This window comes from Streptomyces sp. NPDC006207 (assembly GCF_040613835.1).
Lineage (GTDB): Bacteria > Actinomycetota > Actinomycetes > Streptomycetales > Streptomycetaceae > Actinacidiphila.
In genome coordinates this window covers 1-13,467 of sequence record NZ_JBEXSX010000033.1, presented here as the reverse complement: position 1 = coordinate 13,467, position 13,467 = coordinate 1, and the positions used below count along the sequence as shown (strand labels likewise).

At 72.0% G+C, this 13,467-nt stretch carries 9 protein-coding genes and 1 pseudogene; 3 read left to right on the top strand and 7 right to left on the bottom strand.

Features of this window, described 5'->3' with window-relative positions; all coding sequences use genetic code 11:
• Positions 1 to 209 precede the first annotated feature (209 nt).
• On the bottom strand, positions 210 to 1,724 hold the full coding sequence (gene nsdA, locus ABZ312_RS25125) for a transcriptional repressor NsdA (RefSeq protein ID WP_500356674.1): 1,515 nt from the start codon (positions 1,722 to 1,724) through the stop codon (positions 210 to 212).
• A gap of 233 nt (positions 1,725 to 1,957) precedes the next feature.
• Here nsdA and ABZ312_RS25120 point away from each other — a divergent pair, with 233 nt between their 5' ends.
• Positions 1,958 to 2,632 carry a bifunctional DNA primase/polymerase gene (locus ABZ312_RS25120; protein WP_499514215.1) on the top strand — a complete coding sequence of 225 codons (675 nt, stop codon included), beginning with the start codon at positions 1,958 to 1,960 and terminating at the stop codon, positions 2,630 to 2,632.
• A 73-nt stretch (positions 2,633 to 2,705) separates the two neighbouring features.
• On the opposite strand, the gene ftsY is transcribed toward ABZ312_RS25120, so the two are convergent.
• Positions 2,706 to 3,932 (bottom strand): signal recognition particle-docking protein FtsY, encoded by a 1,227-nt coding sequence (gene ftsY, locus ABZ312_RS25115; protein ID WP_499514214.1) that lies wholly within the window; start codon positions 3,930 to 3,932, stop codon positions 2,706 to 2,708.
• Positions 3,933 to 4,032: 100 nt separating this feature from the next.
• Between ftsY and ABZ312_RS25110 the strand changes: the two genes are divergently transcribed.
• Positions 4,033 to 5,022, top strand: a complete 990-nt coding sequence (locus ABZ312_RS25110) for an LLM class flavin-dependent oxidoreductase (RefSeq protein ID WP_500325662.1) — start codon at positions 4,033 to 4,035, stop codon at positions 5,020 to 5,022.
• A gap of 93 nt (positions 5,023 to 5,115) precedes the next feature.
• On the opposite strand, the gene ABZ312_RS25105 is transcribed toward ABZ312_RS25110, so the two are convergent.
• The 4 genes from ABZ312_RS25105 to ABZ312_RS25090 form a co-directional block, all read right to left on the bottom strand.
• On the bottom strand, positions 5,116 to 6,570 hold the full coding sequence (locus tag ABZ312_RS25105) for a sugar porter family MFS transporter (protein WP_500438841.1): 1,455 nt from the start codon (positions 6,568 to 6,570) through the stop codon (positions 5,116 to 5,118).
• A 181-nt stretch (positions 6,571 to 6,751) separates the two neighbouring features.
• Positions 6,752 to 10,309, bottom strand: a complete 3,558-nt coding sequence (smc, locus tag ABZ312_RS25100) for a chromosome segregation protein SMC (protein WP_500438840.1) — start codon at positions 10,307 to 10,309, stop codon at positions 6,752 to 6,754.
• A 175-nt stretch (positions 10,310 to 10,484) separates the two neighbouring features.
• Complete coding sequence (locus ABZ312_RS25095; protein ID WP_319131640.1) at positions 10,485 to 10,673, bottom strand: hypothetical protein; 189 nt, start codon at positions 10,671 to 10,673, stop codon at positions 10,485 to 10,487.
• 412 nt (positions 10,674 to 11,085) lie between these two features.
• Positions 11,086 to 11,367, bottom strand: coding sequence for an acylphosphatase (locus ABZ312_RS25090; protein ID WP_500325655.1), 282 nt, complete (start codon positions 11,365 to 11,367; stop codon positions 11,086 to 11,088).
• A gap of 124 nt (positions 11,368 to 11,491) precedes the next feature.
• Here ABZ312_RS25090 and ABZ312_RS25085 point away from each other — a divergent pair, with 124 nt between their 5' ends.
• Positions 11,492 to 12,400 carry a CAP domain-containing protein gene (locus ABZ312_RS25085; protein ID WP_500325653.1) on the top strand — a complete coding sequence of 303 codons (909 nt, stop codon included), beginning with the start codon at positions 11,492 to 11,494 and terminating at the stop codon, positions 12,398 to 12,400.
• 23 nt (positions 12,401 to 12,423) lie between these two features.
• Here the strand turns inward: ABZ312_RS25085 and ABZ312_RS25080 are convergent.
• Positions 12,424 to 13,383, bottom strand: a pseudogene (locus ABZ312_RS25080) (tyrosine-type recombinase/integrase); the annotation flags it as partial.
• Positions 13,384 to 13,467: the final 84 nt, after the last annotated feature.

Sequence of the window (13,467 nt, the reverse complement as noted above, 5' to 3'; positions counted from 1 at the left end):
CGTCACGACTCCGTGACCCCTCGGGCGGGCCGACGAGCTGTATACGTGCCGCGCGGGCCGGGGTGTACAAACCTCGCCACGCCGTCGAACGGACGGGTCGGTGGACGAGGACCGGCCGCGGCGGGCCACCCGGTTGACCTGGCATGGGGGAGCCGAGTCGGGCTGTCGGGATGGCCGGCCGCGGCCGGGGTTCGGGGTGGACCGCCGGGTCAGGCGGTCCCGGCGACCTCGGGGAGGTCGGACGCCAGGCGCTCGCTGAGCTGGGCGACCTCGGCGATCCTGCCGTAGTCACGCAGCGCGGTGTCGGCGGTCTTGCGGATGCGGGTGTTCACCCGCTCGGAGCGCACGTGCTTGGCGACGTCGATGGCCTGGACGGTGAGGCCGGCGGCCTCCTCCGGGCTCCGCTGGAGCAGGTGCACGGTGGCCATGCCGATCAGGTTGAGGGCGTAGGCGCGCTGGTGGACGGTGTCCTGGGAGAAGAGCTCGACGGCCCGCTGCATCACCGGGTGGGCCAGCGAGGCGTACGTGGGGCTGCGGCCGGCCACGTACGCCAGGTCACGGTAGGAGTGGGCGTTCTCGGCGTTGAGCTCGGCCTCGTTGAAGAAGCTGATCCAGTCCGGGTCCTCGGTGGGGCGGGAGTCGGTGTAGGAGTCCTCGGCCATCCGCACGGCGCGGTGGCACTTGCTGACCTGGCCCATGTTGGCGTAGGCGCGGGCCTCCATCGCGTACAGCATCGCCTGGGTGGTGGCGGTCGCGCTGTCCCTGCTGCCGTACTGCGCCAGGTGGATGAGTTCCAGTGCGTCGTCGGGCCGGTCCAGGTGGATCATCTGGCGGCTCATGCTGGACAGGACGAAGGCACCCAGCGGGCGGTCGTCCGCCTCCTTGGCCGCGTGCAGGGCCAGGACCAGGTACTTCTGCGCCGTGGGATGCAGGCCGACGTCGTACGACATCCAGCCGGCGAGCGCGGCGAGCTCGGCGGTGACGCGGTAGAGCCGCTTGGCGACGGACTGCGGATGGGACTCCTGGAGCAGGTCGGTGACCTCGTGCAACTGGCCCACCACGGCCTTGCGGCGCAGGCCGCCGCCGCACTGGTTGTCCCACTGGCGGAACATCACCGTGGTGGCCTCCAGCAGCTCCAGCTCGGGCTCGGAGAGCCGGACCCTGCCCCCGGGCTCGCGCGGCGGCGGGACGTCGGCGCCGGACGCGGGGGTGGGCACCAGCCAGCGCTGCATCGGCTCGACGAGGGCGGGGCCGGCGGCCAGCGCCAGGGAGGTCCCGAGGAAGCCGCGGCGGCCGAGCATCAGGTCGCTGCGGGAGAACTCGTTGATCAGCTGGACCGTCTGCGGCCCGGCCCACGGCAGGTCCACGCCGGTCGCGGCGGGCGGCTGGTGGGCGGGGCGCAGACCGAGGTCCTCCACCGGGACGACGGTGCCGAAGCGTTCGGAGAACAGCTCGGACAGGATGCGCGGGATGGGTTCGCGCGGCTGTTCGCCGTCCAGCCAGCGGCGCACCCGTGAGGTGTCCGTGCTGACGTGCAGCGCGCCCATCTGGCGTGCCCTGCGGTTCACCTGACGGGCGAGTTCGCCCTTGGACCAGCCGCTGCGCACAAACCAAGAGGTCAACTGCGCGTTGGGCTGCTTGTCCTGTGTGCCGCCCACCGTGACGCCCCCATTCCGTCGCCCAACACCTCCGGGGATGAGGGCCGTTGCCTGCCTGGCCCCCATGTGCCTCAGTGTCCTACGAGTCTTGCCTCCGGCATACCCGCCGGCCCGCACACTTCCGGGGCTTGCAAACCGAAAGTAATCCTACGATCACCCATCCGGCGATGCCTCCAGCGAAAACGCCACCATTCGCCACCCCTTCGAATGAACTACATGTGCACACGGCGCGATTCACTTGACACATGCCGATCAGGCACGGGCGTAACCATCGGCAACTACGACCCGTTGGGGGTGTCATGGGCTTCACGATCGGCAGCATGCGGGAGATGCGACACATCCGCTCCGGCGCGCGCCGCCGGACGCACGCCTCGGCGTGCACCACCGTGGCGGAGTACACCGGGTTGTGCGGATGGGCGGTGGCGCCGGGTGCGCGCGCCACGCGCGGGGGCGGGCAGTGCTCCTGCGGTGACCCGGGGTGCAAGGCACCGGGCGCCCACGCGCTGGAGTTCGCCGGCGAGGTGCCGGCCGGGGCCACCCTCGAGGAGGCCGTGGCCGCCTGGGAGCGCGTGCCGGGCGCGGCGCTGATGCTCCCCGTGGGACGCGCCTTCGACGTGATCGACGTGGCGGAACGATCCGGCGTACGCGCCCTGGTGCGCCTGGAACGCATGGGGCTGCGTCTCGGCCCGGTCATCGCCACCCCGGACGGCCGGGCGCAGTTCTTCGTCGCGCCGGGGGCCGCCGCCGAGCTCCCGCACCTGCTGTACCGCATGGGCTGGGACGACGCCGACCTCGACCTGCGCTGCCTCGGGCCGGGCGACCACGTGACCGCCCCGCCCTCCGACCTCGGCGGCCTCGGCCCGGTCCGCTGGCTGCGGCCGCCGGCACTGGACGCCGCCCGCCAGCCGCCGGAGGCCCGGCTGCTGCTCGGCACGCTGGCGTACGTCTGCCACCGGGACCGCGCGTACGCGTGAACGACGAGCAAGGGGCGCACTCGGAGGAGTGCGCCCCTTGTCCACGTGTCCGCTCGTCCCCGGACGCCGCCGGCTACGAGCCGATCAGCGCGTCCACGAAGGCCTCGGGCTCGAACGGGGCGAGGTCGTCCGCCCCCTCGCCCAGGCCGATCAGCTTGACCGGAACGCCCAGCTCGCGCTGGACGGCGACGACGATGCCGCCCTTGGCCGTGCCGTCGAGCTTGGTGAGCACGATGCCGGTGATGTCGACGACCTCGGCGAAGACCCGGGCCTGCACCAGTCCGTTCTGACCCGTCGTGGCGTCCAGGACCAGCAGGACCTCGTCCACCGGGCCGTGCTTCTCCACGACGCGCTTGACCTTGCCGAGCTCGTCCATCAGGCCGGTCTTGGTGTGCAGCCGGCCCGCGGTGTCGATGAGCACGACGTCCGCACCCTCGGCGATGCCCTCCTTCACCGCGTCGAAGGCGACCGACGCCGGGTCGCCGCCCTCGGGACCGCGCACGGTCCGGGCGCCGACCCGCTCGCCCCATGTCTGCAGCTGGTCCGCGGCGGCGGCGCGGAAGGTGTCGGCGGCGCCCAGCACGACGCTGCGGCCGTCGGCCACCAGGACCCGGGCGAGCTTGCCGGTGGTGGTGGTCTTGCCGGTGCCGTTGACGCCGACGACCATCAGCACGGCCGGCTGGTCGGCCCCGTCCCCGTTCGGCAGCCCGTCCGTGTGGAGCGTGCGGTCCAGATCCGTGCCGATCAGGGTCAGCAGTTCCTCGCGCAGCAGCTGCCGCAGGTCGGCGGGGGTGCGGGTGCCGAGCACCTTCACCCGGGTGCGCAGCCGCTCCACGAGTTCCTGGGTGGGTGCGACCCCGACGTCCGCGGTGAGCAGGGTGTCCTCGACCTCCTCCCACGTGTCCTCGTCGAGGTGCTCGCGCGCGAGCAGCGTGAGCAGCCCCTTGCCGAGCGCGTTCTGCGAGCGCGAGAGCCGGGAGCGCAGCCGCACCAGACGGCCGGCGGTGGGCTCGGGCCGCTCGATCTCGGGGGCGGCCGGGCGCTCCTCGACGAGGACGCCGCCGGCGGAGGCGTCTTCCGACTCGGGGAGCTCGACCTCTTCGATGGTCCGGCGGGGTTCGTCCCGCGGGGCCTCCGCCTCGTCGCCGATCTGCGGTTCGGCGGGGGGCGCGGTGATCGTCGGCTGCTCGGTGGGCGGTGCGGGGGGCAGCTGCTTCCTGCGGCGGCTGCCCACCACCAGCCCGCCGGCCGCCAGGATCACGACCAGGGCGATGACTACGGCAAGAATGACGGTTTCCATAACCCGTCCAGTATCGGTCACGCGGCGGGCCCTCCCGGGAGCCACCCGGCGGGGGTCCACGAGTCTGTTCATCTGACGGTTCGTCAGCTAACGTCGGCGCATGCCCGCCACTGTCGTACGTTTCAACCTCGTCGACCCCGCGGCCGCGCCCGGGGCGCTGAGCCACCGCTACCGGGCGGCCCTGGAGATGGCCGCGTACGCCGACGAGCACGGCGTCGCCACCCTCCAGACCGAGGAGCACCACGGCTCCCCCGACGGCTGGCTGCCCTCACCCCTGACCTTCGCGGGGGCGGTCCTCGGCGCGACCCGCCGGATCGCGGTCACCGTCTCCGCGCTGATCGGACCGCTGTACGACCCGCTGCGGCTGGCGGAGGACCTCGCGGTGCTCGACCACGTCGGCGGCGGCCGGCTGGTCACCGTCGCCGGCATCGGCTACCGCCCGGAGGAGTACGCGGCCCTCGGGGTGGACTGGCACCGGCGCGGCGCCCTCCAGGACGAGCTGCTGGAGACGCTGCTCACGGCGTGGACCGGTGAGCCCTTCGTCTTCCGCGGCCGGACCGTCCGGGTCACGCCCCGCCCCCACAGCTCCCCGCACCCGCTGCTGATCGTCGGCGGCAGCTCGCGCGCTGCGGCGCGCCGGGCGGCGCGGTTCGGCCTGCCGTTCTTCCCCAGCGCCCACCTCCCGGAGCTGGAGACGTACTACCGGGAGCAGCTCGCCGAGCACGGCACCGAGGGCTGGTGCCTGATGCCCCCGCCGCAGGTGCCGCTGCTCCACCTGTCCGAGGACCCCGACCGCACCTGGGCCGAGTACGGGCGGCACCTGTTCCACGAGGCCGCCACCTACGCCTCCTGGCAGTCCGCCGGCATCCGCTCGGCGGTGCGCTCCAGCGCGGCCTCCCCGGAGGAACTGCGCCGCGAAGGCGTCTACCGCGTGGTCACCCCCGACGAGTGCGTCGCCTTCGCGGAGGCGAGCACCGACCCGGCCGCCGCCCTCGTGCTGCACCCGTTGTGCGGGGGCATGCCGGTCGAGGAGGGCTGGCGGAGCCTGCACCTGTTCGCCGAGCAGGTGCTGCCCCGGCTGAAGGACTGACCGGGCCCGGCCGCGAGCGGCCCGGCGCACGGCGCCGCCCCCGGGCCCGGAGGGGCACCACGGGGGCGGCGCGGCGGGAGCGGGTGGGGCCGGTCAGCCCATCTCCTCCAGGGTCTTGCCCTTCGTCTCCGGGACGAACCTGACGACGAAGGGGACGGAGAGCGCGGCGAAGGCCGTGTAGATCACGTAGGTCAGCGACAGGTTCCAGTCCGACAGGCTGGGGAAGCTGGCGGTGATCACCCAGTTGGCGACCCACTGCGCGCAGGCGGCGACGCCGAGCGCGGCGGCGCGGATCCGGTTCGGGAACATCTCGCCGAGGAAGACCCACACCACGACGCCCCACGACAGGGCGAAGAAGAGCACGAAGGCGTGCGCTCCGACGAGTGCCACGGCGCCCTCGGTGCCGGGGAGGCTGATGTGGCCGCCGGTGCCGGTCTTGTGAGAGAAGGCCCAGGCGACCAGGCCCAGCGAGACCGCCATGCCGACGGAACCGATGAGGGCGAGCGGCTTGCGGCCGATCCGGTCGACGAACAGCATCGCGATCACGGTGCCGATGATGTTGATGATCGACGTGGTGAAGGAGTAGAAGAACGAGCTGCTCGGGTCGACGCCCACGGACTGCCAGAGGGTGGCCGAGTAGTAGAAGATCACGTTGATGCCGACGAGCTGCTGGAACACCGACAGCCCGATGCCGACCCACACGATCGGGGCGAAGCCGAAGCGCCCGCCGAGCAGGTCCTTGAAGCGGGAGCGGTGCTCGCTGCGCATGTGCTCGCGGATCTCGGCGACCCGTGCGGCCGTGTCGGTGTGCTCGCCCTCGACGTCGCGCAGCACCTTCTCGGCGTCGGCGGTCCGGCCGGCGGAGATCAGGAAGCGGGGCGACTCGGGGATCGCGAAGGACAGCAGGCCGTACAGGACGGCGGGCACGACCATCACGCCGAGCATGACCTGCCACGCCTCGACGCCCAGCAGGTCGCCGCGCTGGTCGCCGTCGGCGGCCTGGAGCAGGCCCCAGTTGACGAGCTGGGAGACGGCGATGCCGATCACGATCGCGGCCTGCTGGAAGGAGCCGAGCCGGCCGCGGTACGCGGCGGGCGCGACCTCGGCGATGTAGGCGGGGCCGATCACCGACGCCATGCCGATGGCGAAGCCGCCGACCACGCGCCACAGCGCCAGGTCCCAGAGGCTGAAGGGAAGGGCGGAGCCCACGGCGCTGACCGTGAAGAGCGCGGCGGCGATCCGCATGACGCGGATGCGCCCGATGCGGTCGGCGACGCGGCCCGCGGTGGCGGCGCCGATCGCACAGCCGATCAGCGCGATGGCGACGACCTGGGCGAGCGCGGCCGAGCCGATGTCGTACTTCCCGCGGATGCCCTCGACGGCGCCGTTGATGACGGAGCTGTCGTAGCCGAAGAGGAAGCCGCCCATGGCGGCGGCCGCGGTGATGAAGATGACGTGCCCGAGGTGGTCGGCATGGCCGCCGGAGCGGCCGGCCGCCTGGGACTTCGGTGCGGTGGTGGTCACTGGTGAATCTCCCGGACTCTGCATTGAGCCCTCAGGTGGGGGGCAGGAGCAACGAGTGCCGGGACTCCCCAAGTCACCATCACTCGAACGCTAAAACAACATTGCAGACCTTATTCCTACAATCTTCAAAGTCAAACCCGCCTATTTTGACGCAACAGAGCAGAGGATCCCCCAGGGATCCCCTGCGTTCGTTCACAACGTGAAGTCAGTCCTTGAGGCGCTGACTGATGACCTTCGACACGCCGTCGCCCTGCATGGACACGCCGTACAGTGCGTCGGCGACCTCCATGGTCCGCTTCTGGTGGGTGATGACGATCAGCTGCGAGCTCTCCTGCAGCTCACGCATGATGCGGATGAGGCGCTGCAGGTTGGTGTCGTCCAGCGCGGCCTCGACCTCGTCCATCACGTAGAACGGGCTCGGCCGGGCCTTGAAGATCGACACCAGCAGCGCCACGGCGGTCAGCGAGCGCTCGCCGCCCGACAGCAGCGACAGCCGCTTGACCTTCTTGCCCGGCGGCCGGGCCTCCACCTCCACACCGGTGGTGAGCATGTTCTCGGGGTCGGTGAGGATCAGCCGGCCCTCGCCGCCGGGGAAGAGCCGGGAGAACACGCCCTCGAACTCGCGCGCCGTGTCGTGGTACGCGGAGGTGAAGACCTGCTCGACCCGCTCGTCCACCTCCTTCACCACCTGGAGCAGGTCGGCCCGGGTCTTCCTCAGGTCCTCCAGCTGTTCCGAGAGGAACTTGTGCCGCTCCTCCAGCGCCGCGAACTCCTCCAGCGCCAGCGGGTTGACCTTGCCCAGCTGCTGGTACGCCCTCTCCGCCGCCTTCAGCCGCTTCTCCTGCTCGCCCCGGTGGTACGGGCGCGGCGCGTTGCGCGGGTGCTCCGGGTCCTCCGGCAGCACCTCGCCCTCGGCGGGCGGGGACGGCGGCACGAGCTGGTCCGGCCCGTACTCCGCGACCAGGCCCTCGGGCTCGACGCCGTACTCCTCCAGGGCCTTGCCCTCCAGCTGCTCGACCCGCATCCGCTTCTCGGCGCCCAGCACCTCGCCCTTGTGGACGGAGTCGGTCAGCCGGTCCCGTTCGGACTTCAGCTCCCGGCCCTGGCGGCGCGCGGTGTCCAGCTCCGCCTCGCGCTCGGCCTTGGCGCGCTCGGCCGCGCCGCGTTCCTCGTCCGCGCGCCCCAGCGAGACCTGGACGCAGGCCAGCAGGCCGTGCGCCCCCTTCAGCACCGCCGAGGCGACCTGCGCCTCGTACTCCAGACGTGCCTTGCGCCGGGCGGCCCGCTGCCTGGCCTCGCGCTCGGCGCGGGCGGCGCGGTCCAGGCCGTCGGCGCGGCCGGCCAGGCCCTTGACCCGCTCCTCGTGGGTACGTACCTGGAGCCGCGCCTCCATCTCGGTCTGCCGGGCGTTGGCGCCGTCGGCGGCCAGCCGGTCCCGCACGGAGGTGTCCGGCTCCTCCTCGGCAGGGGCGGCCTCCGCCTCGCTCAGCCGGAAGGAGAGCTCCTCGAACTCCTCTATGGCGGCCGCCAGGGACTCCTCGGCGCGGCCCACGGCGGCGGCAGAACGTTCCGCCTCCCCCGCCGCGGCGCGTGCCTGGCCGCCCAGCCGGCCCAGCTGCTGCGCCACAGCCGACTTCTCCTTCTCCGCGGCCCGCCGACGCTGCGTCAGCTCGTCGACCACCCGGGCGGCAGCCGACCGGCGTTCCTTGGCCGCGGCCTGCTCGTGCGCGAGCGCCTCGCAGCGCCCGGCCAGTGCCTCCAGCTCCGCGGCGGCCTCGTCGACGGCGGCCTGCACCTCCAGCAGGCTGGGGGCACCGGCAGAGCCGCCGTGGGCGAAGTGGGCGCCGAGGACATCACCTTCGGCGGTCACCGCGGTCAACCGCGGGTGTGCGGCGACCAGTGACTCGGCGTCGGCGAGGCTCTCCACGACGACGTAGTCCCGCAGCAGACGGCGCACGGCCGGGAGCAGTTCGTCGGGGCCGCCAACGAGCGAGGCCGCCGCACGCGCGCCCGGGGGCACCGCGGCGGTCTCCTGCGGGGCGGCGTCACCGGCGAGGAGCAGCGTCGCGCGTCCCGCGTCGTCCTTGCGCAGCAGCCGCAGCGCCTCGGCGGCGGCGGACGGGCCCGAGACGGCGACGGCGTCGGCGGCGGCGCCCAGCGCGGCCGCGACCGGCACCTCGTGGCCCGGGGCGACGGTGAGGAGTTCGGCGGCGGGGCCGAGCAGCCCGGCCAGGCGGTCGCCCGCGGCGAGCAGGGCACCGGTGCCGTCCTTGCGGCGCAGGCCGAGGGCGAGTGCGTCGTGGCGCGCGGCGAGGGCGGCCCGCCGGCGTTCGGCGGTGGTGGCGGCCTCGCGGGCGGCGGAGTGGGCCTCGTCGGCGCCGGCCTGCTCGTCGTTGGCCGCTTCGAGGCGCTCGTCGAGCTCGGAGTCGTCGGCGTCCAGGTCCTCGACCCGGGCGCGGAGTTCCTCGTACTCCTCCTGCGCGGACTCGGCACGCTCGCGCGCCTCGTCGCGGGCGGCGGTCAGCCGGCCGATCTCGGCTTCGGCGGATCCGGCCTTGGAGCGGGCGGCGTTGACCTGACCCTGCAGGCGGGCCAGACCCTCGCGACGGTCGGCGATGGCGCGGGCGGCGGCCTTGAGCGCCTTGTCCTCGTCCGCGAGGCGGCGTTCCAGCTCGGCCCGGTGGTCGACCGTGTCGTCCAGGGCGCGCTGGGCGGCCTCCAGGGCGTCGGTGAGTTCCGCCTCCTGTTCGCGGATGCGGGCGGCCTCGCGCTCCATGTCCTCCGGATCGCGGCCGCGCCGCTCCTCGGCGGGCTGCGCGGTGGCATGACGTACGCGCTGCTCGGCCAGGCCGATGGTGCCGCGCACCCGCTCGGCCAGTTGCGACAGCCCGTACCAAGTGGCCCGGGCGTCGGCGAGCCGCGGCGCGAGGGCCCTGACCTGCTCCTCCAGCCGCGCCTCGCGTTGTACGGCGGCCGCCAGCTCCGCCTCGACGGCGTCGCGGCGCTCCTTGAGCGCGGCCTCGTCGGCGACCTCGGCGTGCAACGCCTTCCGCAGGGTGACCAGGTCATCGGCGAGCAGTCGCAGCCGGGCGTCGCGCAGGTCGGCCTGGATGACCACCGCCCGGCGGGCGACTTGTGCCTGCCGGCCCAGCGGTTTGAGCTGACGGCGCAGCTCACCGGTCAGGTCCTGGACGCGGGCCAGGTTCGCCTGCATGGCGTCCAGCTTGCGCAGCGCCTTTTCCTTGCGCTTGCGGTGCTTGAGGACCCCGGCCGCCTCCTCGATGAAGGCGCGGCGGCCCATCGGATCGGCGTGCAGCACCGAATCCAGTTGCCCCTGGCCGACGATGACGTGCATTTCGCGGCCGATACCGGAGTCGGAGAGCAGTTCCTGGATGTCCAGCAACCGGCAGGTGTCACCGTTGATCTGGTATTCGCTGCCGCCGTTGCGGAACATGATCCGCGTGATGGTGACCTCGGCGTAATCGATCGGGAGGGCACCGTCGCTGTTGTCGATCGTGAGCGACACCTCGGCCCGGCCGAGCGGCGGCCGTCCCGTCGTGCCGGCGAAGATGACGTCCTCCATCTTGCCGCCGCGCAGCGACTTGGCGCCCTGTTCGCCCATGACCCAGGACAGCGCGTCCACGACGTTGGACTTGCCGGAACCGTTCGGGCCGACGACACAGGTGATTCCGGGTTCGAATCGCAGGGTCGTCGCCGAGGCGAATGACTTGAACCCGCGCAGGGTCAGGCTCTTGAGGTGCACGCCGCTGGACTCTACCTCCCGCTCCCGGTTTCACCGAGGAATGCGGGGGGCACATGCAATGCAAGGGCGGAGATCATGGGAGGGCTAACGGGGCGGCAAACGACGAAGGGACGCCGGGGCGTCCCTTGCACATTCCCAAACGGAGTCGTTTCCCCTGACCGGCCGAAAGGCCGGGTCAGGCGAGAACCGGCTCCGCGTGAGGTACGTCGACGAGCTCGTGCGAGGCAGCGGCCAGCGCATCGTTCTCGGCCTGGATCCGTACGAGCTCGGTTTCCAGGTCCTGGACACGCTGCTGCAGCCTTCGCATCTCGGCGAGGAGTCGAGGGTCGGGGCCGCCGACGTAACCGAGAAGCGCCTTTGCCATGATGGATGGTCCTCCACGCTGAGTGACCGACCGGGGAGCGGTGTGGGTCGTGAGTGAGGGGTTATAGGCACCCGCGCCGTGTGCGCCGAAGCTGCCCTTTGCCATGCCTACAGCTGCGGTGCGCGGGGCTTCCAGCGTCTCACCAAATAGTTAGACGGTCAACACGATCACAGCCCGGGCGTCGGGTGCGCCTAAGAAAACACGGCGCGAGAGGGCGCCGCGGGCGTCCCGCGTGGCGTGGAGGACAGGGCCGTCGACCGCTCCCCGAAGATCACCGCGTCCTCGATGTCGGCAGCCTCGCACGCGGTGCGCGAAATGGCAACCTCCTTGTCGCTCTTGCCACGTGAGATTGCCGTTGATCTGTCACCTCACCCCTCACCTGCGAGGACGGGGCGGTGTGCGGGTCGGTGGGTCAGCGGATCGCGAAGCCGTCGTAACCGCCGCGCGGCTCGCCCCAGATTTCGGTGACGCCGTCGACGCGTCCGGGCGTGTCGCCGGTCCGCAGCCAGTCGAGCAGACCGTCGCAGCGCGACCGCTCACCTTCGGCCACGATCTGCACGCGGCCGTCCGAGAGATTGCTCACATACCCGTCGAGTCCGCCGATCTCCAGTGCGTTCACGCGCGTCCACCAGCGGAAACCCACTTGGTGCACTCGGCCCCGCACCCAGGCGGTGAGTCGGACAGCGTCGTTCATGAAAGCACGCTAACCCCTCAGTTGCCCAGGGTTCACACCTGCCCCGCCTGTCTTTCGGTACAGTCGCGCCGCAACAGGACTCACCCGTTCGGGTGAACACCGTCGACATAAAGGACTGCACCGGATGGGCCGCCACAGCCGTAAAGCCTTTGAGCCGGCGCCGTTCTCGGAGGAGGCGCCGCGCCACCGCGGGCAGAGCAGCAGGGCCCGGCGGCGCAAGCAGAACCCGGTGCGCACCGGGCTGCTGGCCTCGTCCGCCGCGCTGGCCGTGGGTGCGATCGGCGTCTCCAGCGGACTGCTGCCCTCGCCGGACGGCTCCGGCGGGTTCTCGTACCACGACGACGCTCCCGGCCAGGTCCAGGCCGCCGGGCTGCCGAACACCGCGAGCCCCCAGGACGTCGGCGCCATCCCCGCCGACCGGGACACCTCCGCACCCGCCAGCCGCGGCAACGCCCGTACGACCGCGCCCCCCGCCGCCCCGTCGGCACCGGCGACCACCGCGACGCCGACCCCCTCCGCCTCCACCTCCGCCCCTGACGACGGCGCTGCGACCCCCACCGCTCCGCAGCCCTCCGCGTCCTCCGCGCCGGCCACCGTCCCCTCCCCGCCCGCGGCCACCCTCGTGCCGGGCGGCGACGAGGCGCAGGACGGCGACCAGAGCGTCGCCGAGGTCTCCGTCCTCGCCCTGGTGAACACCGTCCGGGCCACCGCCGGCTGCCGGCCGCTGCGCGACGACAAGAAGCTCTCCGAGCTCGCCTCCGACTTCAGCGCCGACATGGCCGCCCGGGCCTTCTTCGACCACACCGACCCCGACGGCGACGACCCCTGGGACCGGGCCGCGCAGGCCGGCGTAAAGGACCTCGGCGGCGAGAACATCGCCCGCGGCCAGGCCACGGCCCAGGAGGTCATGGACGCGTGGATGAACAGCGAGGGGCACCGCGCCAACATCCTCAACTGCGACTACAAGACGATCGGTGTCGGCGCCGTCTTCGGCGACGGCGGCCCCTGGTGGACGCAGGACTTCGGCTACTGAGAAAGCCGCAGGTCAGATAGCTGTCAGACGGCTCGGGCCGTCTCCGGGCCGTCGTCGGTCGCAGGCTTGTAGCCGAATACGCGATCGACGGCGGCCCTCGTGCGTGTGTCGCTCGCGGGCATCAGGTGCGTGTACGTCCGGAGCGTGAAGCCGGGGTCGTGATGGCCGAGGTACTCGCTCAGTGCCTTGATGTTCTCCCCCGCGTCCAGGAGCACGGAGGCGTAGAAGTGGCGCAGCGCGTGCATGCCGTTCTCCCTCCCCGAGGGCACGCCGGCCGCGCGTAGGGCGGGGCGCCAGACCCAATGGTTGAAGCGGTTCCGATCGAGGGCCTGTCCTCTTGGACTGGTGAAGATCAGAGTGGCCGTCACGGGAGATCCTTCAGGGGTCTTCCACGGCAGAGTGATCTCGACCGGCGGATGGCGCCTCATGTGGTCGGCCAGCGCGAAGGCGACCGACCCCGGCAGGGGCACATCGCGGATCTTGCCGCCCTTGGGCGGGGCGAAGACACGCTGCCCGCGTAAGAGCTTCACCTGTCGGATCACATGGACGACACCGCTACGGAAGTCGACCTCTTCCACAGCCAGGCCGAAGACCTCACCTTGCCGCAGACCGCATCCAGCAGCCGGTTCGATCAACGCGTGGTAACGGTCGGGCAGCTCGCCCCGGACTGCCTCCACCCGGTCCGTGTCCCAAGGCTTGACCTTCTGTGGATCAAGCCGGGGAGCTTTGACAGAACGAGACCGGCACGGATTCTCGCGGATGATCCGATCCTCCACGGCGGCCGTGAAGACGGTTGATACGTGAGCGAAGATCCCACGCCGGTATGCCGCCGACAGGCCCGTGTCCTCCAGAGCGCGCACCCACAGCCTGATGTGCGAGGGCTGGAACGAGGCCAGCGGACGCGAGCCCAGATATGGCACTGCGTGGAGGCGAAGTCTCATCTCGACTGAGGCGCGCGTCGCAGGGTCGGTGGGTTGCGTCCTTGGACGTGGTGTAGCGGGTTGGACCTGATGCGGGGGTTTGCTCCGGCGTCTGGGTTGGTGCCCGCATAGTCAAACGGCCACCGG

What these genes read in the sequence shown, in the direction of transcription:
- ABZ312_RS25105 (WP_500438841.1), bottom strand. Translation starts at nt 6,570, where the DNA reads ATGCAGAGTCCGGGAGATTCACCAGTGACCACCACCGCACCGAAGTCC.
- ABZ312_RS25120 (WP_499514215.1), top strand. Translation starts at nt 1,958, where the DNA reads ATGGGCTTCACGATCGGCAGCATGCGGGAGATGCGACACATCCGCTCC.
- ftsY (WP_499514214.1), bottom strand. Translation starts at nt 3,932, where the DNA reads ATGGAAACCGTCATTCTTGCCGTAGTCATCGCCCTGGTCGTGATCCTG.
- ABZ312_RS25110 (WP_500325662.1), top strand. Translation starts at nt 4,033, where the DNA reads ATGCCCGCCACTGTCGTACGTTTCAACCTCGTCGACCCCGCGGCCGCG.
- ABZ312_RS25095 (WP_319131640.1), bottom strand. Translation starts at nt 10,673, where the DNA reads ATGGCAAAGGCGCTTCTCGGTTACGTCGGCGGCCCCGACCCTCGACTC.
- nsdA (WP_500356674.1), bottom strand. Translation starts at nt 1,724, where the DNA reads ATGGGGGCCAGGCAGGCAACGGCCCTCATCCCCGGAGGTGTTGGGCGA.
- ABZ312_RS25090 (WP_500325655.1), bottom strand. Translation starts at nt 11,367, where the DNA reads ATGAACGACGCTGTCCGACTCACCGCCTGGGTGCGGGGCCGAGTGCAC.
- ABZ312_RS25085 (WP_500325653.1), top strand. Translation starts at nt 11,492, where the DNA reads ATGGGCCGCCACAGCCGTAAAGCCTTTGAGCCGGCGCCGTTCTCGGAG.